The 23206-nt window shown below is 70.6% G+C and carries 18 protein-coding genes; 2 read left to right on the plus strand and 16 right to left on the minus strand.

What is annotated here, in order from left to right:
• The 3 genes from gcvPB to AC3RJ6_RS17145 are packed head-to-tail and all read right to left on the minus strand — an operon-like array spanning window position 1 to window position 5288.
• Window positions 1-1656 carry an aminomethyl-transferring glycine dehydrogenase subunit GcvPB gene (gene gcvPB, locus AC3RJ6_RS17135; protein ID WP_491428316.1) on the minus strand — a complete coding sequence of 552 codons (1656 nt, stop codon included), beginning with the start codon at window positions 1654-1656 and terminating at the stop codon, window positions 1-3.
• Complete coding sequence (gcvPA, locus tag AC3RJ6_RS17140) at window positions 1653-3131, minus strand: aminomethyl-transferring glycine dehydrogenase subunit GcvPA (protein WP_491428317.1); 1479 nt, start codon at window positions 3129-3131, stop codon at window positions 1653-1655. The genes gcvPB and gcvPA overlap by 4 nt, the downstream gene beginning before the upstream one ends.
• Window positions 3132-3146: 15 nt before the next feature.
• Window positions 3147-5288: a beta-galactosidase gene (locus tag AC3RJ6_RS17145; RefSeq protein ID WP_491428318.1), complete on the minus strand. Its 2142-nt coding sequence runs from the start codon at window positions 5286-5288 to the stop codon at window positions 3147-3149.
• 185 nt (window positions 5289-5473) lie between these two features.
• Between AC3RJ6_RS17145 and AC3RJ6_RS17150 the strand changes: the two genes are divergently transcribed.
• Complete coding sequence (locus tag AC3RJ6_RS17150; RefSeq protein ID WP_491428319.1) at window positions 5474-6130, plus strand: GntR family transcriptional regulator; 657 nt, start codon at window positions 5474-5476, stop codon at window positions 6128-6130.
• Between the two features lie 59 nt (window positions 6131-6189).
• Here the strand turns inward: AC3RJ6_RS17150 and AC3RJ6_RS17155 are convergent, their stop codons facing one another.
• The 12 genes from AC3RJ6_RS17155 to AC3RJ6_RS17210 form a co-directional block, all read right to left on the minus strand.
• The gene (locus tag AC3RJ6_RS17155) at window positions 6190-7095 is read right to left on the minus strand and encodes a carbohydrate ABC transporter permease (protein ID WP_491428320.1); all 906 of its coding nucleotides are present in this window, start codon (window positions 7093-7095) and stop codon (window positions 6190-6192) included.
• Window positions 7092-8048 carry a carbohydrate ABC transporter permease gene (locus AC3RJ6_RS17160; RefSeq protein WP_491428321.1) on the minus strand — a complete coding sequence of 319 codons (957 nt, stop codon included), beginning with the start codon at window positions 8046-8048 and terminating at the stop codon, window positions 7092-7094. Before AC3RJ6_RS17160 ends, AC3RJ6_RS17155 begins: the two co-directional genes overlap by 4 nt.
• Before the next feature lie 2 nt (window positions 8049-8050).
• On the minus strand, window positions 8051-9367 hold the full coding sequence (locus AC3RJ6_RS17165) for an ABC transporter substrate-binding protein (protein ID WP_491428322.1): 1317 nt from the start codon (window positions 9365-9367) through the stop codon (window positions 8051-8053).
• Between the two features lie 203 nt (window positions 9368-9570).
• Entirely contained in the window at window positions 9571-11406 is a 1836-nt protein-coding gene (locus tag AC3RJ6_RS17170) for an amylo-alpha-1,6-glucosidase (protein ID WP_491428323.1), read from the minus strand.
• A 2-nt stretch (window positions 11407-11408) separates the two neighbouring features.
• Entirely contained in the window at window positions 11409-12356 is a 948-nt protein-coding gene (locus tag AC3RJ6_RS17175; protein WP_491428324.1) for a carbohydrate ABC transporter permease, read from the minus strand.
• Window positions 12353-13324, minus strand: coding sequence for a carbohydrate ABC transporter permease (locus AC3RJ6_RS17180; RefSeq protein WP_491428325.1), 972 nt, complete (start codon window positions 13322-13324; stop codon window positions 12353-12355). Before AC3RJ6_RS17180 ends, AC3RJ6_RS17175 begins: the two co-directional genes overlap by 4 nt.
• Before the next feature lie 2 nt (window positions 13325-13326).
• Window positions 13327-14607, minus strand: a complete 1281-nt coding sequence (locus AC3RJ6_RS17185) for an ABC transporter substrate-binding protein (protein WP_491428326.1) — start codon at window positions 14605-14607, stop codon at window positions 13327-13329.
• 433 nt (window positions 14608-15040) lie between these two features.
• Entirely contained in the window at window positions 15041-16096 is a 1056-nt protein-coding gene (locus AC3RJ6_RS17190; protein ID WP_491428327.1) for an aspartate-semialdehyde dehydrogenase, read from the minus strand.
• A 181-nt stretch (window positions 16097-16277) separates the two neighbouring features.
• Window positions 16278-17552, minus strand: coding sequence for an aspartate kinase (locus AC3RJ6_RS17195; RefSeq protein ID WP_491428328.1), 1275 nt, complete (start codon window positions 17550-17552; stop codon window positions 16278-16280).
• Window positions 17553-17720: 168 nt separating this feature from the next.
• Window positions 17721-18101 carry a nuclear transport factor 2 family protein gene (locus AC3RJ6_RS17200; RefSeq protein ID WP_491428329.1) on the minus strand — a complete coding sequence of 127 codons (381 nt, stop codon included), beginning with the start codon at window positions 18099-18101 and terminating at the stop codon, window positions 17721-17723.
• Window positions 18102-18151: 50 nt separating this feature from the next.
• Window positions 18152-18748 carry a recombination mediator RecR gene (recR, locus tag AC3RJ6_RS17205; protein ID WP_491428330.1) on the minus strand — a complete coding sequence of 199 codons (597 nt, stop codon included), beginning with the start codon at window positions 18746-18748 and terminating at the stop codon, window positions 18152-18154.
• Between the two features lie 3 nt (window positions 18749-18751).
• Window positions 18752-21229 (minus strand): DNA polymerase III subunit gamma and tau, encoded by a 2478-nt coding sequence (locus tag AC3RJ6_RS17210; protein WP_491428331.1) that lies wholly within the window; start codon window positions 21227-21229, stop codon window positions 18752-18754.
• 76 nt (window positions 21230-21305) lie between these two features.
• Here AC3RJ6_RS17210 and AC3RJ6_RS17215 point away from each other — a divergent pair, with 76 nt between their 5' ends.
• Window positions 21306-21680, plus strand: a complete 375-nt coding sequence (locus AC3RJ6_RS17215; RefSeq protein WP_491428332.1) for a TraR/DksA family transcriptional regulator — start codon at window positions 21306-21308, stop codon at window positions 21678-21680.
• Between the two features lie 48 nt (window positions 21681-21728).
• On the opposite strand, the gene AC3RJ6_RS17220 is transcribed toward AC3RJ6_RS17215, so the two are convergent.
• Window positions 21729-23206, minus strand: a 1478-nt coding sequence (locus AC3RJ6_RS17220) for an IPT/TIG domain-containing protein (protein WP_491428333.1), incomplete at its 5' end; no start/stop codon positions are given.

Genomic DNA, 23206 nt, shown 5'->3' on the forward strand with positions numbered 1-23206 from the left:
TCAGGCGGCCGGCTCCGACGCGGCGGCAGGGGTGGTCGTGGTCTCGATACGCTCCTTCGTCGCTACTCGACCGACCGTCTCGCCGAAGTACTTCCGGCGGTAGGCACGCCAGGTGATCGCCCAGCGCTCGGGGTCGTCGAGGTCGTCGTGGTGGGTGTGGTGCACGGTCTGGTTGTGCGGCGCGGTGCGCACGACCTCGGGCGTCTCGCGGGCCTCGCGGGCGACCTCGGCGAGCGCGGCGACGTACTCGTCGATCTCGGCCATCGAATACGACTCGGTGGGCTCGAGCGTGAACGGCTGCGGCACGACGTAGGGGTGGTGGCTCGTCCAGTAGTGCATGCCGAAGTCGGTCATGCGGATGCCGATCTCCTCACTCGAGATGCCGGTCTCCTCGAAGAGCTCCTGCCACGAGTACCGCACCTGCTCGATGCGGCGCCGGCCCTCGGCGTACGGCGCCGAGGCGCCGGGGATGTCGGTGACCTTCTTCAGCAGGTAGTTGTTGTTGAGCACGGCGATCTCGGCGGCGGCGACGAGGCCCTCGGCGCCGAGCGCCATGATCCAGGAGTAGGCGCGCACGATGTTCGGCACGACGCCGTGGAACGGCGCGACCGAACCGATCGACTGCGGGCCGGCCTCCTGCACGTCGAAGCTGGCGGACCCGTCGGCGGCGACGTGCCGCACGACGCGCGGCCCGGGCAGGAACGGCGCGAGCGCGGCGCTCACGGCGTTCGCCCCGGCGCCCGGCCCGCCGCACGCATGCGGTGTCGAGAACGTCTTGTGCAGGTTGAAGTGGCACACGTCGAAGCCCGCGTCGCGGGCGCGCGTGATGCCGAGGATGCCGTTCGCGTTCGCCTGGTCGTACGACGCGAGGGCGCCGACCTCGTGAGCGGCATCCACCCACTGCTTGATCGCCGGGTTGTAGATGCCCGTGTCCTCGGGGTTCGTGACCATGATCGCCGCCGTGCGCGGCGAGAGCGCGGCCTTCAGGGCCGCGAGGTCGGGGTAGCCGTCGGCGTCGGGGAATATCGTGATGACGTCGTAGCCGGCCGCCTTCGCCGCGGCCGCGTTCGACGGGTGGCTGAAGATCGTCGTGATGACCTCGCGACGCTCGGCGCCCTCGCCGTTCGCCTCGTGGTACGCGCGGATCATGGCGATGTTCGCCCAGATCGCGGCCGAGCCGCCCTGCGTGTGCAGCGACACCTCGTCCATGCCCGAGATCTCGGCGAGCATGCGCTCGAGGTTCCAGGTGATCTCGAGCACGCCCTGCGCGTCGGCCGGGTCCTGCAGCGGGTGCATAGCCGTGAGCTGCGGCACGCCGATGAGCTGGTCGTTGATCTTCGGCGAGTACTTCATCGTGCACGTGCCCTGGCCGATGTCGACGTTGAGGTCGGCGCCGAGGTTCTCCTGCGAGAGTCGCAGATAGTGCTTGAGCACGCGCTGCTGGCCCATCTCGGGCAGGGCGGGCGCGACCTCGCGGCGGAGGCCCGCGGGGAGGCCCGCGACGACGTCGCCGACGGCCTCGCGCACGCCCGGCTCGATCGGCGTGACGAGCACGCCGCGCTCACCCGGGGTGGAGAGCTCGAAGATGACCGGTTCGTCCCAGCTGGCCTGGTGGAAGCGGCGGATGGCGGGCTTGGGTGCGAGCGGGAGGCTCATGCGTTCTGCTCCTCGGTGGTCGTGGTGGATGCGGCCGGTCGGTCGAGGCTCGGGTCGAGTAGGGCGGAGCCCGTATCGAGACCAGCGGAGCCCGTATCGAGACCACCGGATGCCTCGGCGAGCGCACCGATGGCGGCGGCGAGGCGGTCGATGTCGGCCTGGCTCGTGAGCTCGGTCACGCACACGACGAGCTCGTGCTCGCCGAGCGCCACGCCGGGCTCGATGCCCTGGCGGCGGAGCGCCTCGACGACGCCCCGCGCAGTGAGGCCCGCGTCGGCCACGTCGATCGTGAACTCGCGCAGGTGCAGTGCGTCGTCGCCGAGCGCGACGCCCGGGATCGCGGCGAGTCGCTGCTGGGCGTAGCGGGTGCGGGCGAGCAGCAGCTCGCCGAGCTCCGCCATGCCCTGCGGGCCCATGAGCGCGAGGTAGACGCCGGCGGCGATGCCCCAGAGCGCTGCGGCGGTGCCGACCCACTCCTTGCCCTCCTCGCGGAGGGCGAACGACGTGCGCTCGTAGGCGACGTCGCCGAAGCCGACCTCGCCGGGCACGTCGGTCGTCGCGAGGCCGAAGAGGCGCGACGGCATCTCCATGACGAACTTGGGGTCGTCGTTCACGGCGATGAAGCCGCCGTGGGCGCCGCCGAACCACTGGTGCAGGCCGAGCGACTGGATGTCGCCGCACACGATGTCGGCGCCCTGCTCGGCGGGCGGCGTGAGCACGCCGTAGCCGATCGGGTCGGTGCCGACCACCACGACGGCCCCGACCGCGTGGGCGGCCTCGGCGAGCGCGGGGAGGGCGGCCTCGACGGCACCGGTGACGCTCGGCGTCTCGATCCACACGGCCGCGACGTCGTCGCCCAGTCGTGCGGCCACGGCCGCGACATCCGCCGTGCCGTTCGCCGTGGGCACCTGCTCGAGGTCGAGGTGCACGCGCACGTAGTCGAGCACCTTGGAGTACTTGGCGGGCAGCACGTCGCTCGCGACGAGCACGCGGCGGCGCCCGGTGATGCGCCCGGCCATCGCGAGCGAGGTGCCAGTCGCCTGGTAGCCGTCGTAGGTGGGAACGTTGACGACGTCCATCGCGAGCAGCTCGGCCATGAGCGACTGGTACTGGAACAGCGCCTGGAAGCGGCCGTGGTCCTCGTACGGCTCGCCCGCGTAGGCGGTGAGGAACTCGCTGCGGTTGATCACCTCGTCGACCACGGCGGGCACGTAGTGGTGGTACGTGCCGTGGCCGAGGAAGCTCAGGCGTTCGTCGGTCGAGCGGTTCTTCGCGAGCAGGCCCCGAACGTGGCGGGCGAGGTCCTGCTCGGCGACGAGCGGCGCCGGAAGGTCGAGCGCGCGGCCGAGCCGGAGCTCGGCGGGCACGTCGGCGTAGAACTCCTCGGTCGAGGCGGCGCCGACGGCGTCGAGCATCGCCTGCTTGGTCGCGGGCGCGGTGTTGGGGATGTACGGATGGACGAAGGTGTCGGTCATGTCGGCCTCGGTCGTTCAGTCGGTCGTGTCGGACAGGGTGATGAAGGGCGGCTCCGCTGCGCGCGGCGTCGCGAGCACGGCGGCGCCGAAGCGCGGGAGCGTCAGGGTGCGGCCGTCGGTCGAGTAGGCGGGCAGCGCCGTATCGAGACCACCATCGCCACTCGCGAGTAGGTCGCGCGCCCCGGCGGGCACGTCGACCGTGATCTCCCGGCGGCCGTGGTTGAGCACGAAGGTGTAGTCGGTCGTCTCGTCGCTGCGCGTGACGGCCTCGAGGTCGAGGTCGATGCGCTCGCGCGCCGGCAGTCCCGCCGCGGCGAGCACGTCGCGGAAGAGCGCGACGAGGCCGTCGCGCTCGAGCACGCAGCTCACGTACCAGGCGGCGCCCACTCGGTCGGTCGAGTAGGCGCGCAGCGCCGTATCGAGGTCACCCGCCGGACGCCGGGTGACCGCAGCGCGCCCGTCGAGCTCGCCCGAGGCGTACCGCGCGAGCACCTCGGTGCCGTCGTGAACCTCGAGCCACTCGCCCCAGGTCGGGGCGTCGAACTCGCCGCCTGCGGTGAACGCGACGCGTTCGGCGAGCCCGTCAGCCACGGGCCACTGCTCGTCGACCTCGACGCCGAGGAGTCCGCGCAGCGGACCGGGCGCTCCCCCGTCGTGCACCTTCTCGGTGTCGTCGACGACGCCCGAGAAGGGGCCGACGACGAGCTGGCCGCCACGGGCGACGAAGCCCTCGAGCGCGGCCGCCTGCGCGGCATCCGCGATGTAGAGGTTCGGCACCACGACGACGTCGTAGCCGTCGAACGAGCCGGTTGCGCGCACCGTGTCGACGGGATGGCCGAGCGCGTGCAGGGCCGCATGCCAGGCCCGCGCCTGGGCGAGCCACTGCAGCCGCTGCGAGGGCAGCGACTCGGTCGCCGACGACCCCCACCACGAGTCGTGGTCGACCACGAGCGCGACCCGCGAGCGCACCCGGGTGCCGCGCACCGGTTCGAGGTGCTGCAGCTCGGCGCCGAACGCCTTCGCCTCCTGGAACGAGCGGGATGCCTCGCCGCGGTGCCCGACCATCGCCGAGTGGAACTTCTCCTGGCCGTACCTGGCCTGGCGCCACTGGAACACCATGGCCCCGTCGGAGCCGTGCGCGATGGCCTGCAGGCTGCCGATGCGGTACTGGCCCGGGGCCTTCGGCACGTTGACGTCGCGCCAGCTGACGCCGCTCGGCGCCTGCTCGAGCAGCAGCCACGGCCGACCGCCCTTGAGCGAGCGCATGAAGCCGTAGTTGAGCGCGGCGGGCACGTGCGCGAGCGGGTCGGCCGGGTCGGGGTAGGCGTCGTCGGTCACGAGGTCTTCGGCGGCGGCGAAGTCCCAGTAGTCCAGGTCGCGCAGGATCGACATGAAGTTCGTGGTGACGCCGATCTCGGGCGTGACCTCGCGCAGGATGTCGACCTCGAGCTGGAAGAGCTCGAGCAGCGCGTCGGAGGAGAAGCGCTCGAAGTCGAGCAGCTGCGTCGGGTTGACCGGTCCGGTCGAGCGCCGGGGCGCCTCGATGTGCGCCCAGTCGGTGTAGCGCTGGCCCCACACGTTGACGCCCCACGCCTCGTTGAGCCCGTCGAGGTCGCCGTAGCGCGCCTCGAGCCAGCGACGGAAGTGGGCGGACGACTCGGGGCACCAGCAGCGCGAGACGTGGTCGCCGTACTCGTTCGAGACGTGCCAGAGCGCGAGCGCGGGGTGCTCGCCGTAGCGGTCGGCCATCGCCCGCGTCATGCGGGCCACGTGCTCGCGCCACACGGGCGAGCTCGGGCAGTACGCCTGCCGCGAGCCGAACTCGAGCCGCTGGCCGTCCTCGTTCCAGGGCAGCATCTCGGGGTGGCTCCGGATCAACCACGACGGCGGCGTCGCGGTGGCGGTCGCGAGGTCGACGGCGATGCCGCCCTCCCAGAGCAGGTCGATGATGCGGTCGAGCCAGCCCCATTCGTAGACGCCCGGGGCGACCTCGAGCTGCGGCCACGAGAACACCGGCAGGCTCACGATGTTGACGCCCGCCTCGCGCATGAGGCGGATGTCCTCGTGCCACACCTCCTCCGACCACTGGTCGGGGTTGTAGTCGCCGCCGTAGGCAAGCGCGTCGAGCCGGATCGGCCGTGGGGACTCGTCGGTCACACCTGCTCCTCTCTGAGTGCGTCCGCGTGCGCGGTCCGGATGTGCGTGGGGGTGTACTTCTGCGATGCAGAATGTATTCTGTATACAGACACCGTAAACCGGATGCCGGAAGCGGTCAAGCCCGGGCCGAGCCCTAGGCTTACCGCGACGGACGAACGGCCGTTCGCGGCCCGAAAGGCGATCTCATGGCGATCGAACGCAAGAACCTGCGCTCGCAGGTCCGTGAGGAGTTGCTCGCGCGCATGCGCGCGGGTGAGGTGCAGCCGGGCGAGGGCATCAACGAGGTGCAGCTCGCCGGCGAGCTCGGCGTCAGCCGCACTCCCCTGCGCGAGGCGCTCATCGCCCTCGAGAGCGAGGGCCAGATCACGAGCGAGAACGGCAAGGGCTTCCGGTTCGTGCCGCTCAGCGCGAGCGAGTTCGAAGACCTGGCCCCCGTCATGGCCGCGCTCGAGAGCCTCGCGCTCGAGCTGAGCCCCGTCGACGAGCTGCGCGAGATCGGCACCCGCCTCGGCGCGCTCGCGGCCGAGTTCGACCAGGAGGTCGTCGAGCACGCACTCGTCGTCACGAAGGACGACGAGTGGCACGGCATCATGCTCTCCGCCTGCCCCAACCGGCGCCTCCTCGACGTCATCGAGAGCGTGCGCGGCGCGATCCACCGCTACGAGTCGCTGCTCGTGCCGAACGACGTCATGATCGAACGCGTCGCGGCCGAACACTCGGCGATCGCGGCGTGCCTCGCCGACGGCGACGTGCCCGGTGCGGTGGCCGCCCTCAAGGTCAACTGGCTGCACGGCATGCGCCGCATCCTCGACAACGCCTCGAGCCCCTACTTCACCGCGTAGGCCGGTCGGGCGGGATGCCTCGCGGCCGGCGTCGGCCACGAGGCATCCCGACCGCCGGATCAGCCCTTCACGGCCCCGCCGAGCAGGCCCGACACGAACTGCTTCTGGAAGACCAGGAACAGCAGCATGAGCGGCAGCGTCGCGAGCAGCGAACCGAGCATGAGGCCCGAGTAGTCGACCCGCGACATGCCGATCATCGTGTTGAGGGCGACCGGAACCGTGTACTTGTCCTCGGTGTTGAGCATGAGCAGCGGCCAGATGAACGAGTTCCACTGGCTGATGAACGTGTAGATCACGAGCGCCGCGAGCTGCGGGCGTGCGACGGGCAGCACGATGCGCCAGAACGTGCGCAACTCCCCCGCGCCGTCGATGCGCGCCGCCTCGATGAGCGTCACCGGGAAGTCGAGGAACGCCTGCCGCATCAGGAAGATGCCGAACGCGTTCGCGAGGAACGGCAGGATCACCGCCTGGTACGTGTCGATCAGCCCGGCGCTCGCCATCATCTGGAAGAGCGGCACGAGCAGCACCTGCATCGGGATCATCATCGTCACGAGCACGACGCCGAGCAGCACGCCCCGCCCGCGGAAGCGGTAGGTCGCGAGCCCGTAGCCGGCCATGACGCTCACGGCCGACGAGAACACGGTGTAGACCACCGCGATGCCGAAGCTGTTGAGCATGACCTGGCTGAAGTTCACCGACTCCTGCAGGCGCGCGAGGTTCTCCCACAGCTGGTCACCGGGCAGCACCGGCAGCGGGGTGCCGAAGAGCTCGGGCGTCGAGTGCGTCGACGCGATCACCATCCAGAGGAACGGCACGACCGCGAGCACGCTCGCGACGACGAGCACGAGGTACACGGGCAGGCGCAGGATGCCGCGGCGCAGCGCCGGCCCGGGGCCGGAGGGCCGCTCCTCCCGGGGTGCGCCGACGGCGGGGTTGACGGCGGTCAGGGCGCTCGTCGCGGTCACGGCTTCTCCCTCATGAGTCGGAACTGCACGATCGAGATGATCGCGGTGATGACGACGAGCATCCAGGCGATCGCCGACGCGTACCCGAAGTCGAACTGCCTGAAGCCGACCTTGTAGAGGTAGAGGACGGGCGTGAGGGTGGCGTCGTTGGGGCCGCCCTCGGTGAGGATCCAGTTCTCGTCGAAGAGCTGCAGCGCCCCGATGGTCGAGGTCACGGTCGTGAAGATGAGCACGGGCCGCAGTTGCGGGATGACGATCCTCGTGAAGATCTGCCAGCGGCCGGCGCCGTCGATGCGCGCCGCCTCGTAGAGCTCGCCGGGGATCGACTGCAGGCCGGCGAGGATGATGACCATGTTGTAACCGGTCCAGCGCCAGGTGATCGCGGCGACGAGCGCGACGCGTGCCCACCACTCGTTGTTGAGCCAGTCGACCGGGGCGATGCCGACGAGGCCGAGCATCTGGTTGATCGCTCCCCCGTCGGTGGCGAGCATCACCTTGAAGACGACGGCGTAGGCGACGAGCGTCGTGACGGCCGGCAGGAACGTGAGCAGCCGGAATCCGGATCGGAACCGCAGCCACGACTGGTTGAGCAGGTAGGCGAGCCCGAGCGCGAGGCCGATCATGAGGGGCACCTGCACGACGAGGATGATGAGCGCGTTGAAGAGGCTCTTCGCGACGAGCGGGTCCTCGAAGAGCCGGGCGTACTGCTCGAGCCCGACCCACGTCGACACTCCGCCCGAGGTGGCGAAGAAGCTCTGCCAGAGCGAGGTGACGAGCGGGTAGGCGAAGAAGATGATGAGCAGGGCGGCGGCGGGCAGTGCGAACCACGCCCCCGGCCGCTGGAGGCGACGCCCCAGCGACCGGCGGCGACCCGAGGCATCCGGTTTCAGATTTCGGATGCCTCGGGCGGGCGCCGCACCCTGCCCACCCGTGGTGAGCGTCGGCGTGGCCATGGTTACTCCGCGATCTCGCGGCCGGTCGCGGTGGCGATCTGCTTGGCGGCGTCGTCGAGCGCCTGCTGCGGGTCGGCACCGTTCAGCACGGACGCGACGACGGCGTTGGCGACGATGTCGCTCGCCTCGGCATTGTCGGTCGTGAACGTGATCGGCGGGATGTTCGCGGTCTGCTCGGCGAACAACTCGTAGACCGGCTGGCCGCCGAAGTACTCCTGCGGCTTCGCGAAGTACTCGCCCTGGAGGGCGGGCAGGTACGAGGGGAAGAGGCCCTCGTTCTCCATCATCGACGCCTGGTGGTCGGCATCGGCGAGCACGAAGTCGATGAACGCCGCGGCGAGCTGCGGGTTCTTCGCCTGCGTCGGGATCGCGAGGCCCGAGCCGCCGCTGTTGGAGGTGCGCACGCCGCCCTCGTCGAAGGCGGGCAGCTCGGTCACGCCGTAGGTGCCTGCGAGCTCGGGTGCGTCGCCCTGCAGGGTGCCGATCCACCAGACCGCCTCGGGCGTGACGGCCGAGTCGCCGTCCTTGGCGCTCGTGACGCGGCCGTCCCAGCCGTCGACGTTCTTGAGCAGGCCCTTCTCGTTGATCGTCTGCAGCAGCGTGAGCGCCGCGACGGCCTCGGGCGAGTTGACGGTGATGTCGCCGTTCTCGTCGAAGAGGCCCTGCCCCTGCTGCTGCAGCAGCATCTGGAAGCCGCCGCCCGTCGACACGTCCTGCGACATGAGCGTGTGGCCCGTCTTCGCCTTGATCTGCTCGCCCGCGGCGACGAGCTCGTCCCACGTCTCGATCGTCGTCGGGTCGATGCCCGCCTCGTCGAAGTAGTCGGCACGGTAGAAGAGGCCGACGGTGCCCGAGTCCCACGGCACGACCTTGAGGGCACCGTCGGCGTCGGACTGCGCCTGCCACTTGAACGGGTCGAAGTCGGCCTCGTCGTCGCCGAAGACGGGCGTGAGGTCGACGAGACCCGTCGGGAACTCGTTGATGTAGCCGGGAGCCACATCGGTCTCCATCGTGACGACGTCGGGCAGGCCGCTGCCCGCCTGGAGTCCGACCGAGAGCTTGTCGTACGCGTTGTCGTAGCCGACGTCGACGACGTTGATCGTCGTGCCCGGGTGCTCGGCCTCGAATTCCGGTGCGAGCCGCTCGAGCGCGGTCGCGGCGACGTCCCACGACCACACCGTGATCTCGCCGTCGACCTTCGCGTCGGGGTCGAGCACGACCGAGCCGCCGGCGGGCTGGCCGCCGCCCATGGCGCAGCCGGCGAGGAGGGCCGCGGCGCCGAGGGCGACGACGGGGGCGAGCAACGTGCGTGATCTCATCTGACTTCCTTGCCTGGTTGGGAATTGCGTTGGTTGGGTCGGTCGAGTAGGCGCGCAGCGCCGTATCGAGGCCACTCGGTCGGTCGAGTAGGCGCGCAGCGCCGTATCGAGGCCACTCGGTCGGTCAAGTAGGCGCGCAGCGCCGTATCGAGACCACCGGTGAGGTGTGCTCGGGGTGGTGGTCTCGATACGCGACTCCGTCGCTACTCGACCGACCCGTTCGAGAGCTCGACCGCGAGGTCGATGAACAGCGCCGCCGACCAGCCGAAGGCCGTCGTGGCGGTCGGCGCCTTCTCGCCCGTGAGCGGGTTGAAGTACTCGTGCGGCCCGCCGCCGTGTACGACGAGAGCGACCGTGCGTTCGGCGAGGTCGTGCGCGAGGTCGTCGCGCCCCGAGGCCCGCAGACCTTCGATGATGAGCCGGTTGGTGTTCACCCACACCGGCCCGCGCCACATGCGCGTCGCCGAGAAGTCGGGGTCGGCGGCCGAGACCGTCGGTACCGCCCACGGCAGCGCGTACCGCTCGGGATCGCCGAGCGCCTCGATGAGCGAGTCGAGCACGGGCCCGGGCAGTGCTCCGGTCAGGAGCGGCATGAACCCGACGATCGCGTCGCTCGCGACGGCCTGACCAGCCGCGCGCGCTTCGAACCGACCGGATGCCTCGTTCCAGAGCCCGAGCAGCAGCTCGAGCGTGCGGGCGGCACGGGCGCGGTGGGCGGCTGGGTCGCCCGCCGCCTCGGCACCGTAGCGCTCGGCGAGGCGGGCGAGTTCGAGGTCCTGCAGCACGAGGTACGCGCCGAGGTCGGGCGCGGTCGTCGGCAGCGGTCCGTCGAAGATGGGGCTGTCGTCGAGTCCCGACGAGTACGGGTGCCCGTACTCGGGCATGCCGTCGCCGTCGAGGTCGCTGCCCGCGAACCACCAGTCCTGCGATCGGCGGATCGTGGCGAGCTGCTCGCGGGCCCACTCTGGCGCGTCCTCGACCTCGAGCACCTTCGCGAGCGCCCACGCCGCGAGCGGCGGCTTGGTGAGCGGCACGGGCGCGGTCGGGTCGGCGATCTGCGAGCCCGCGCGGCGCAGCCGGTCGCGGTCGGCCTGCGGGAGGTCGTCGCTCGTGGCGAGCACGCCCTCCTCGTGCACGACGTCGGGCAGCTGCCCGTTCTCGCTCGGAAAGCGGAACGCGATCTCGAGCTGCTCGCGCGCGAGCGCGGGGTCGCCGTGTCGCAGGCCCATCGCGATGAAATACGCGTCCCACTGCCACACGCCGACGTAGCCGATCTTCGACGGCACGACGCCGCGCGCGTCGCCGAGGCCCGGCAGCTCGACGATGTTGGCGCCGAGCACCCACCAGCAGAAGGCGGCCATCTGCTGCAGGTCGTCGCGCACGATCGGGCACTTCGCGAACCACTCGAGCCAGAGTCGCTCGGTCTGCGCGAGATCGCCGAGGTGCGAGGCGGATGCCTCGTGCTCGACGCCGCGGTCGGCGCCGACGTGCAGGCGCACCGAGGGCGCCTCCGGCGTGAGCTCGACGCGGGTCGACTCGCCGTCTGGAGTCGTCCACTCGACCGCGAGGTCGGTTGAGTAGCGAGCGCCAGCGAGCGTACCGAAACCATCCTCGTGGGTGGTCTCGATACGGCGCCGCGCGCCTGCTCGACCGACCGAGAGGCCGACCGACAGGGCACCGGTGCCGGCGAACGTGAGCGTCGCGGCGCCGTCGCCGAACTCGATCGCGTGCGGCAGCACCGCGGTGACGGGCAGCGCCCGCCCCGAGGCATCCCGCACCGTCAGTTCGTCGATGACGCGGCAGTCGTCGAGCCAGCGCTCGTACTCCGACGTGTGCACGCGCACCGCCGTCGCAGGGGCGAGGGCGTCGGCGCCGACACGAGCTTCGACCTCCGCCCGGTCGGCCCGGAACACGAGCACGCGCGAGCGCGGCAGCGTGAACGGGGCCTGCACCAGGTCGAGATGGCGGCCGGCGAGGCCGGCCAGCGCCGAGGCATCCGGGGTCTCGATACGGCGCTGCGCGCCTACTCGACCGGCCAAGGTCATCGTCCTCCCAGTCCCGAGGCGGCCATGCTGTTGAGGATGCGGCGCTGGCCGATGACGAACACGATGAGCATCGGGATCGTCGAGATCGCGCTGGCCGCCATCACGAGGCCGTAGTTGATCGAGCCGAACTGTCCCTGGAAGCTCGTGAGCAGCAGCGGCACGGTGAACAGGTCGGGCGTGTTGAGCAGCACGAGCGGGAACAGGAACGCGTTCCACACGCCGAGCGCCGTGATGATCGCGAGCGCCGCGAGGCCCGGCTTCAGGTTGGGCAGCACGATGCTCCAGAAGATGCGCCAACGGCCCGCACCGTCGACGAGCGCCGCCTCCTCGAGCTCCTTCGGCAGGCTCAGCACGAACTGGCGCATGAGAAACACCGCGAACGGGTTCGCGAGCAGGCCCGGCACGATGAGCGACAGGTGGGAGTCGACCCAGCCGAACTGCGACATCAGCAGGTAGAACGGGATGAGCGTCACCTGCGCCGGGATCATCTGCGTCGCGAGGAACACGATGAACAGCACACGGCTGCCCTTGAACGGGATGCGCGCGAACGCGTAGCCGGCCATCGACGCGGTGATGAGTGTGCCCACGACGACGAGCACCGAGATGTAGATGCTGTTGACGTAGGCCTGGCCGAACGGCACGGCGTTCCACGCCTCGACGTAGTTGTCGAAGGTCCACGGCTGCGGCAGGAACGACAGCGGGTCCTGCAGCAGCTGCGGCAGCGTCTTGAACGAGGTCAGCAGCATCCAGATGAACGGGAACACCATCGAGATGCCGGCGACGATGAGCACGACGTGCAGGATCGTCGACCCGAGGCGGCGCTTGCCCTTGCCGGTGCGGGCACCGGTGGGGCGCGGCGCGTAGCCGGGCGCGCTCATCGCGACGGTCGAGTCGGTCGGCGGAGCGAGCGTGCCGTCGGCGAGGCTGGGATTCGTGAGACTCATGCGGGGTCGTCCTCGTAGTGCACGAACTTCTTCTGCGCGCCGAACTGGATGGCCGTGATGATGAGCGTGAGCACGAGCAGGATGATGCTCGCCGCACTCGACGGACCGAACTCGAAGCGGCCGAAGCCGAGGTCGTAGATGTGGTACACGATCGTGCGGGTCGCGTTGTCGGGGCCACCGCCCGACACGAGCACGTAGACGATGTCGAACGTCTGCAGCGACGAGATGAACGCGACGACCGACGAGAAGAACACGATCGGCGAGAGCAGCGGCAGCCGGATGCTCGTGAAGAGCCGCCAGGCGCCGGCGCCGTCGATGCGAGCGGCCTCGATGACCGAAGGCGAGATGTTCTGCAGGCCGGCGAGGAAGATGACGACGTTGAGGCCCAGCGACGCCCAGATCGCGACGATGCAGACCGCGAGGAGCGCGAGCTTCGGATCCTGCAGCCAGTCGGGCGGTGCGATGCCGAAGATCTTCGAGATCGCGGTCGAGAGCACGCCGTCGGAGCGGAACATCTGCTGCCAGATCATCGCCACGGCGACGGTCGACGTCACGACCGGGGCGAAGAACAGGATGAGGTAGAGCGTGCGCGTCTTCAGCTTCTCGAGCGCCACGGCGATGATGACCGCCAACCCGAGGCCGATCGGCACCGTGATCACCGCGATGATCAGGGTGTTCAGGATGGAACGCCAGAGCAGGTCGTCCTGGAACTGCGCGGTGAAGTTCTCGAAGCCGACCCAGGTCAGATCGCCCAGGCCGTCCCAGCTGGTGAAGGCGAGCACGAGGCTCGCCGCGAACGGCAGCACGACGAACAGCACCATGCCGATGAGCTGCGGCGCGATGAAGACGAAGCCCCATCGCCGGTCGCGGCGGCGCCACGCCGCCTCCTTGCGGAACTGGCGCGGGGGCGGAGCGGATGCCGCAGGAAGGTCCTGCAGCATCCGCTCGCCGGAAGCGATCTGGCTCACGCTTACTCGCCCTGCTTCTCCGCGACGAGGTCGGCGGCCGCGTCGAGCGTCTGCTGCGCGTCGGCCTTGCCCTCGTAGAGCTTCTGGAACAGCTCGCTGATGTCGGTCGCGAGGCTCGGGATGACGGCCTCGGCCGGGTAGTCCTCGAAGCCGATGTCGCGCATCTCGAGCATCGTCTGGGCGTGGGCGGGGTAGTCGTCCTCGAGCACGACCTCGTCGGCGCCCTTGATCGACGGCACCGCGTTGCCGCCGCCCGAGAGCCGGAACTTCTGGCCCTCGGCGCTCAGGAACTCGGTCCAGAAGGTGAACGAGGCGTCCTTCGACTTCGTGTTCTCGTTCATCGCGAGGAAGCTCGTCGCGACGCCCGTCGGGGCCTCGGTGCCGTCGGGCGTGGGCCAGCGGACGATGTCGACCTGGTCGGCCGTGCCGGCCGCCTCGACGGTGCCGATCGTGTAGCGGCCCTGCACGAAGAAGCCGGCCTTGCCGGTGACGAAGAGGCTGTCGGCCCCGGCGCCGTCGGGCAGCGTGTCGGCGACGACGAACTTGCCGTCCTGGAAGTACTCGCCGAGCGTCTCGACGTCGGCGACGGTCTGCGGGTCCTCGTTCGCGACGAACGCGCCCGACTCGTCGTATGGCGCGGGGTCGCCCTGCGACGACAGCCAGCTCCAGTGGGTCGCCCAGTAGTTCCAGAAGAGCGTGCCGGCGACGCCCGCGGCCTTGAGCTTGTCGTTCATCTCGAGGAACTTGTCGGTCGTCCACTCGCCGTTCTCGGCGAGGGTCGCCGGGTCTTCGGTGATGCCGGCCGCCTTGAGCGTCTCCTTGTCGTACCAGAGCACGTCGGGGTTCGCGTCGTTCGGGGCGGCGTAGTACTCGCCGTCCTTCTCGGCCGCACCGAACAGACCCGGGAAGAAGTCGTCGGGCTTCGTCTGGCTCTCCTTCGAGTTCATGAGCTTCGTCATGTCCATGAGACGGCCCGAGTCGACGAACTGGCCGATCTGGTCGTCGCCGACGTAGAACACGTCGGGCGCGGTGTTGCTCGCGAGCTGGGCCAGCAGCTTCGAGTGGTAGTCGCCGTAACCGGCGACGGGCTGGAACTTCACCGTGATGTCGGGGTGGCGCTTCATGAACTCGGCGTTGAACTCCTTGTAGCGGGTGAGCTCGTCGGCCGAGCCCCACGTCGACCACACCACGGTGTTCTTGTCATGCGCACCTCCCCCGCCGCTGCACGCTGCCAGTCCGATCGCGACGGCGCTCGCAGCACCGATCGCCAGCAGACGCCTCATCTTCGAGTTCGAGCGGGCCATTCCGCTACCTCTTTCGTCATTGCAGGAGGGGCCGGCGGGTGCCGGGTGAGGGGGGATTGCTCGCCATTATTCTGTATACAAAACTCAATTTCGTCAAGGTGCGGCAGGTCACGAACGCGCAACGGCGCCGCCCCTCCCCTGCGCCCTGCTCGAATCGAGTGGGCGGATATGGCCCCGAAACGCGCGTGAACGGGGCCATATCCGCCCACTCGATCCAGGGCCAGGTCACGCAGGTATGGTGGCGGCGCCGAGTGGGCGGATATGGTCCCGAAACGCAAGCGGAATGGGCGATATCAGCCCACTCGATGCGACGATGCCCGCTCGGGGCGGGCTCGTCAGACGTGCCAGAACGACGGATGCCCCGTGGCCGATCGGCCGCGGGGCATCCGTGTCGAGCTGAGTGAGGTGAACGCTAGACGCGCGCGGGCAGCTTCGCGGCCACCAGCTCGGCGATCTGCACGGCGTTGAGCGCCGCGCCCTTGCGCAGGTTGTCGTTCGAAACGAAGAGCACGAGGCCCTTGCCGTCGGGCGCCGACTGGTCCTGACGGATGCGACCCACGTAGCTCGGGTCGGTGCCGGCGGCCTGCAGCGGCGTGGGCACCTCGCTGAGCTCGACGCCGGGCGCTTCGGCGAGCAGTTCGGTCGCCCGCTCGGGTGTGATCGGGTTCGCGAACTCGGCGTGGATCGACAGCGAGTGACCCGTGAACACCGGAACACGCACGCACGTGCCAGCGACGAGCAGGCCCGGCAGCTCGAGGATCTTGCGGCTCTCGTTGCGGAGCTTCTTCTCTTCGTCGGTCTCGAGGTCGCCGTCGTCGACGATCGAGCCGGCGAGCGGGATGACGTCGAACGCGATCGGCCGCGGGAACTTCACGGGCTCGGGAAGCTCGACCGACGAGCCGTCGTGCACGAGGTTGATCGCGTCCTGTGCGACGGCGGCCTTCGCCTGCTCGAGCAGCTCCTCGCCGCCCGCGAGACCGGCGCCCGAGACGGCCTGGTACGTCGCGACGATGAGGCGCTCGAGGCCGGCCTCGTCGTGCAGCACCTTGAGCACGGGCATCGCAGCCATGGTGGTGCAGTTCGGGTTCGCGATGATGCCCTTCTTGGCCTCGTCGATCGCGTGCGGGTTGACTTCGCTCACGACGAGCGGCACCTCGGGGTCCATGCGCCAGCCGCTCGAGTTGTCGATGACGGTCACGCCGGCCGCGGCGAACCGCGGCGCCTGCGCCTTCGAGAGGGTTGCGCCGGCCGAGAAGATCGCGAGGTCGAGGCCCGTGGGGTCGGCGGTCGAGGCGTCTTCGACGACGATGTCCTCGCCCTTGAACGGCAGCGTCGTGCCCGCCGAGCGCGCCGACGCGAAGAAGCGGATCTGCCCGACCGGGAAGTCGCGCTCCTCGAGCAGCCGCCGCACGACCGCGCCGACCTGGCCGGTGGCGCCGACGACGCCGATGTTCACACCATTGCTCATGTCACCCTCTTGCTTTCGAGTTCTCTTCAGTTTGCAGGACTTCGGAACCGCCCTCGGCAGGATTGCGCGAATCCGTCCTGAATTGGCAGCTTTCTCCTGAATGCGGGCGGGATGCCGCGGCCCGAGCCTCGGCGGGGACCTCAGCGGTACGCGAGGCACCCGCCACGAGGCATCCGACCCGTCAGCGCCCCGTGCCGCCGTGCACGACGGCGTCGTCGTCGCCGTCGAGGTCGAACGCCGTGTGCACCGCACGGGCGGCGGCGTGCACGCTGTCGGCGCGCGTCACGACCGAGATGCGGATCTCGCTCGTCGAGATCATCTCGATGTTGATGCCGGCCTCGTAGAGCGCCTCGAAGAGCTTCGCCGAGACGCCCGTCGCCGAGCGCATCGCGTTGCCGACGAGCGAGAGCTTGCCGATCTGGTCGTCGTACTGCAGCGCCTCGAAGCCGATCGCGTCCTGGGCACCGGCGAGCGCCGTGAGCGCCTTCTCGCCGTCGGCCTTCGGCACGGTGAACGAGATGTCGGTGCGGCCGGTGGCGGCGGCCGACACGTTCTGCACGATGACGTCGACGTTCGCGTTGGTGCCGGCGACGATCTTGAAGATCTTCGCCGCGGCACCCGGCTTGTCGGGCACTCCGACGACCGTGATCTTCGCCTCGGACAGGTCGATCGCGACTCCGGCGATGACGGACTCTTCCACAGCTGCTCCTTCGGGAAGACGCGAGGGGTCGTACACGATCGTCCCCTCGTTGTTGTTGAACGACGAACGCACGTGCAGGGTGACGCCGTGGCGGCGCGCGTACTCGACGGCGCGGATGTGCAGGACCTTGGCGCCCGACGCCGCGAGCTCGAGCATCTCTTCACTCGTGATGCGGTCGAGCTTGTGCGCCTTCTTCACGACGCGCGGGTCGGAGGTGAACACGCCGTCGACGTCGGTGTAGATCTCGCAAACGTCGGCGTCGAGCGACGCGGCGAGCGCGACGGCCGTCGTGTCGCTGCCGCCGCGGCCGAGCGTCGTGATGTCGCGGGTGTCGCGGTTGAAGCCCTGGAACCCGGCGACGATGACGATCGCACCCTCGTCGAGCGCCTCGCGCAGGCGCACGGGCGTCACGTCGACGATGCGGGCGGCGCCGTGCTGGGCATCGGTGATCATGCCGGCCTGGCTGCCCGTGAAGCTGCGCGCCTCGTGCCCCATGCTCTTGATCGCCATGGCGAGCAGCGCCATCGAGATGCGCTCGCCGGCCGACAGCAGCATGTCGAGCTCGCGCGGCGCCGGGATCGGCGTGACCTCGTTGGCGAGGTCGAGCAGCTCGTCGGTCGTGTCGCCCATGGCGGAGACCGCGACGACGACGTCGTTGCCCGCCTTGCGCGTCTCGACGATGCGCTTCGCGACCCGCTTGATGCTCTCGGCATCGGCGACGGACGACCCGCCGAACTTCTGCACGATCAAGCTCACGGGGCCTCCAGGGGGTTCTGGGCGCGCGCGGGCCGACGGGCCCGTCGTCGGATTCTTCATCATACGGCGGCACGCATGCGCGCCTCGCCATGTGACGTCAGCCGTCGGGCGGGGAGCGAGAGACGGTCGGTCGAGTAGCGCGAAGCGCGTATCGAGACCACCGCATCATCACTCGCCGCGGTCGCGTGCCATGTACCACTCGGTGAACTCGGTCGCGCGCCCGTCGGGCGCGAACCGGATCACCCACAGGTTGAGGTAGTCGCGCTCGGCCGGGTACTCGGTGCGTCCTTGCACGAGCGCGAGGGCGGAGGCTTCGTGCACGGCCTTCCACTCGAACGACCATTCGCCCGCCTGGTCGGCGTGGGCGAGCCAGCCCGACACGATCGCGTCGTGGCCGCGCAGCGGTTCGGCGTCGGGCGCGAGGAGGTAGACGGCGTCTTCGGTGAAGAGCGCGCGGATGTCGTCGGGTTCGTTGCTGCGCCAGGCCCTGACGTAGCCGTCGACCCAGGTCGTGGTGCGATCGGATGCCTGCTCGGTCGTCTCGGTCATCTCATCGGTCTACGCGCGCGGTGTGCTCGCGTCAACCGGCTCGTGTGGCGTCAGCCGACGACGCGGCGCCCCTCGAATGCCCGGCCGAGCGTGACCTCGTCGGCGTACTCGAGGTCGCCGCCGACCGGCAGACCGGAGGCGAGGCGGGTGACCTTGATCTCGAGCGTCGTGAGCAGTCGGCTGAGGTAGGTCGCGGTCGCCTCGCCCTCGAGGTTGGGGTCGGTGGCGATGATGACCTCGGTGACCGAACCGTCGGCCAGGCGCTGCATGAGCTGGCGGATGCGCAGCTCGTCGGGGCCGATGCCGTCGATGGGGCTGATCGCGCCGCCGAGCACGTGGTACAGGCCTCGGAACTCGCGGGTGCGCTCGATCGCGACGACGTCTTTCGCCTCTTCGACCACGCAGATGAACGACGGGTCGCGCCGCGGGTCGCGGCAGATCGAGCAGGTCGACTGCTCGGAGACGTTGCCGCAGATCTCGCAGAACCGCACCTTGTCGCGGATCTGCAGCAGGATCTCGGCGAGTCGCGTGACGTCGAAGTGCTCGGTCTGCACGATGTGGAACGCGATGCGCTGCGCCGACTTCGGCCCGATGCCGGGAAGCCGGCCGAGCTCGTCGATCAGTTCTTGGACGATGCCTTCGTACACGGGCTACGCACGCTCCCCGAACCCGCGACCGGGCACTTCGATCTCTTCCAGGAAGGTCGCGCCGAGCACCTCGCGCACGACCGCCTCACCGTATCGCTGGATGCCGCCGTCGGTCGTCGCCGCGGCCGGGCGAGGCCGACTCGGGGCGGCGCTCGCGCGGGGCGCCGATGCGGGGCGAGGGGGCGCCGAGGCTGGTGCCGCAGCAGGCGGCGGCGCGTCGAACGGCTCGGGCTCGGGGCCCGGGTCGAACGGCGGCTCCTCGTCGGGCGGCGGCGCATCGGCGTCGTCGGGCATGTACTCGGCGGTGCCCTCGCCCGCGCCACCGCGGGGGGGCGCCGCCGGCGCCGGCGCCGAGGTCGCCGGTTGCGGCGCCGGACGCTCCGCAAGCGCGGTCGCCGTTCGCGGCGAGGCAATCGCGGTGCTCGCGTCGGGCTGCGGATCGGGGTCGCGGGGAATGGCGACCGTCGCCCACGAGTCGACCGGCCCCGAGGCCTGTGCCGCTTCGGCCGACGACGAGGTGCCGGTCGAGGGGCTGCTCGGGCTGCTTGCGGTCGGGGTCGTCGCAACGGCGGGGCTCGACCCCGCCGAACCCGTCGTCGCCGCCGGGGCGTCGACGCTCGACGACGGGCCCGTGCCCGACCCCGATGACCCAGGGGTCGACGGCGGTGGCGTCTCGGGCCGCGCGGAGCCGCCGCCCTGCCCGCCGCCGATCACGCGCGGGATGAACTTGACGGTCACACCGAGCACCTCGTCGATCGCGGTGCGCAGCAGCTCGGCCGAGTTCTGGGCGCCCGTGCCGTTGCGCAGGCTCTCGACGTCGCCGGCGCTCGTGAAGCCGAGCACGAGCACCGCGTCGTCGGTGCGGTACTCGAGCACCTGGGCCGTGAGCGCGGCCATCCACGCGGTGCGCTTCTTGCGCTGCAGCACGTTGAGCACCTCGGGCCACGCGTCGCGCATCTGCTGCAGCGTGATCGGCCCGGTCGGGCGAACGAACGCGGGGGCTTCGGGCTCGGCAGCAGGCGCGGGCGCGGGCGGCGCGGCGTCGGTCGTGGCGGCTGCGCCCGAGGCGGTCGGCGTGCCGGCCGACGCGGGGCGCTCCGACGCGACGATCGGTTCGGCGGGATTCGGCCCGGCCGCAGCCGACGGCACGGGCGCCGCCTCGGCTGCGGACGCCGCAGGGCGAGCCGGCTCGGGCGCGCGCTCGGGCGCGCCTGCACGCGCCGCGGGCACCTCGACGCGCGACGGCTCGGGGTTCGTCCTGGCCGGCGCCGCATCTGACGTGGCCGGCGTCGGTGCGCTCGCGATCACCGCTCCCCCGGCCCCGACCTGCCGCTCGAGCCGCTCGACGCGCGCGAGCGCCCCGCGCTCGGTGTCGTCGCTCGCCGGCACGAGCACCCGCGCGAGCATGAGCTCGAGATGCAGTCGCGGTGAGGTCGCACCGGTCATCTCGGTCAGGGTCTGGCTCACGAGGTCGGCGACGCGCGAGAGCTCGGCCGGGCCGAAGGCCTGCGCCTGCACGGCCATGCGGGCGAGCTCGTCTTCGGGCACGCCGCGCAGCACGGCGGCCGCTGCCTCGGGCGTCGAGGCGGCGACGACGATGAGGTCGCGCAGGCGCTCGAGCAGGTCTTCGACGAATCGGCGCGGGTCTTGACCCGTCTGCACGACGCGGTCTGCGGCGGCGAACGCCCCGGCGGCGTCGTGCGAGCCGATCGCGTCGATGACCTCGTCGAGCAGCGCGCCGTGGGTGTAGCCGAGCAGCGCGACCGCGCGCTCGTAGTCGATCGCCGAGCCCTCGGAGCCCGCGATGAGCTGGTCGAGGAGCGACAGGGTGTCTCGCGGCGAACCGCCCCCGGCGCGGACGACGAGCGCGAGCACGCCGGGCTCGACCGAGATGCCCTCTTCGTTGCAGAGCTGCTGCACGTACTCGAGCATCGGGGCGGGCGGCACCAGCCGGAACGGATAGTGGTGCGTGCGCGACCGGATCGTGCCGAGCACCTTGTCGGGCTCGGTCGTCGCGAAGATGAACTTGACGTGCTCGGGCGGCTCTTCGACGATCTTGAGCAGCGCGTTGAAGCCGCCCGAGGTGACCATGTGCGCCTCGTCGATGATGAAGATCTTGTAGCGGTCTCGTGCCGGCGCGAAGATCGCCCGCTCGCGCAGGTCTCGGGCGTCGTCGACGCCACCGTGGCTCGCGGCGTCGATCTCGACGACGTCGAGCGACCCGCCGCCGCCCCGCGAGAGCTCGATGCAGCTCGGGCACGCGCCGCACGGCTTGTCGGTCGGTCCCTCGGCGCAGTTCAGGCAGCGCGCGAGGATGCGCGCCGACGTCGTCTTGCCGCAGCCGCGCGGGCCGCTGAACAGGTAGGCGTGATTGACCCGATCGGTGCGGAGCGCCGTCATCAGCGGCTCCGTCACCTGGGACTGGCCGATCATCTCGGCGAACGTCTCTGGCCGGTAGCGGCGATATAGGGCGGTGACCACGCATCAATGGTAGTCACCGCGTCCGACACCACATCCGGATGCCTCGGGCGTACGATGCACGGACGGAAGGAGCGTGATGACGGTGACGACGATGACCCCGGCTCAGCTCGAGAGGTTCCAGGCCCGGCTGCTCGCCGAGCGCGCCGAAGCCCAGGAGCGCGCCGCCGAGTTCGACGACCAGATGAGCGAGGTGCGGCACGCCCGCTCCGAGGCGAGCGCCGACGACGAGCACGACCCCGAGGGCCCGACGATGACCCAGGAGTGGTCGCAGCGCACTGCGGTGCTCGCCGACGTCCAGTCGGAGCTCGCCGAGATCGACCACGCGCTGGCCCGTATCGCCGACGGCACCTACGGCATCTGCGCCCGCTGCGGCAAGCGCATCACGGTCGCGCGTCTCGACGCCCGGCCGACCGCGACCCTCTGCATCGACTGCGCGCGTCTCGAACGGTGACGACGGGTGCCCGGCGGCGATCACCGCCGGGCACCCGGTCCCCCCTTCTCAGATGCGGCCCGAACGACGCCGCACGACGAGCAGCATGCCGAGACCGGCCAGCAGCACCCCGGCGCCCAGGACGAGCGGGCCCAGGAGGTCGACGCCGGTGGAGGCGATCGATCCCGGCTTGGTGCCCGGCGTCGGCGTGGGTGCCGGTGACGACTCGTAGGCGAAGCCGTCGGGCAGGGTCGCGTTGCCGCAGGCCTCGGTTCCGACGACCGTGACGTCGACGACGCCCGTTCCGGCCGGCGCGACCGCGACGATCGTGCCGTCGTCGATCACCTCGAACGAGGACGCCGGCGTCTCGCCGAACAGCACCTGGGTCGCATCGGTGAAGCACTGGCCCGAGATGGTCACCTCGGTGCCGCCCGCTTCGGGACCGCTCGGCGGGTCGACGCCGTCGATCGTCGTCGGCACGTAGGTGAAGACGAGCGGGTTGCTGGAGCCTCCGGGCGTCGTCACGACCACGTCCACCTCACCGGCCGCGTGGGCCGGCGTCTCGAACGTGATCTCCGTGTCGCTCACCTGCGTGAACGGCACCGGCACCCCGTCGACGGTGACCTCCGTCGTGCCGCCGAGCCCGGTTCCCGTGATCGTGACGACCGTGCCGCCCGTCACCGGTCCGGTGGGCGGTGCGAGCGCATCGAGCTCGGGGGCGGCCAGGTAGGTGAAGGGCAGCGCGTCGCTCTCGCCGCCCGGCGTCGTCACGGTGACGTCGGCCGCACCGGCCGCGTGCGCGGGTGTCTCGAACGTGATCTCCGTGTCGCTCAACTGCGTGAACGGCACCGAGACGCCGTCGACCGTCACCTCCGAGGCATCCCCGAGGTCGGTGCCCGTGATGGTGACGAGCGTGCCGCCCGCCACGGGGCCCTCGTCGGGTGCGAGGCCCGTGAGCACCGGCGCCGCGACGTAGGCGAACGGCAGCGCATTGCTCTCGCCGCCCGGCGTCGTCACGACCACGTCCACCTCACCGGCCGCGTGCGCCGGCGTCTCGAACGAGATCTCCGTGTCGCTCACCTGCGTGAACGGCACCGACACCCCGTCGACCGTGACCTCGGTCGCCCCGCCGAGATCGGTGCCGGTGATCGTGACCGAGGTGCCCCCGTCGGTCGGCCCGGCAGCCGGGTCGAGGCTCGTGAGCACTGGAGCGGGCACGTATGTGAACGGAAGCGGGTCGCTCGCACCACCGGGCGTCGTCACGACCACGTCCACCTCTCCCGCGTCATGCGCGGGCGTCGTGAACGTCACCTCGGTCTCGCTCACCTGCGTGAACGGCACCGAGACGCCGTCGATCGTGACCTCCGTCGCACCCGCGAGGTCGGTGCCCGTGATCGTCACGAGCGTGCCGCCCGCGGTCGGGCCCTCATCGGGCGTGAGCGAGTCGAGATCGGCGGCGATGACGTAGAGGAACGGGAGCGGGTTGCTGTCGCCGCCGGGGGTCGTGACGATGACGTCGACCGAGCCCGGGGTGTGCGCCGGGGTCT

The organism is Agromyces cucurbitae (assembly GCF_058349945.1).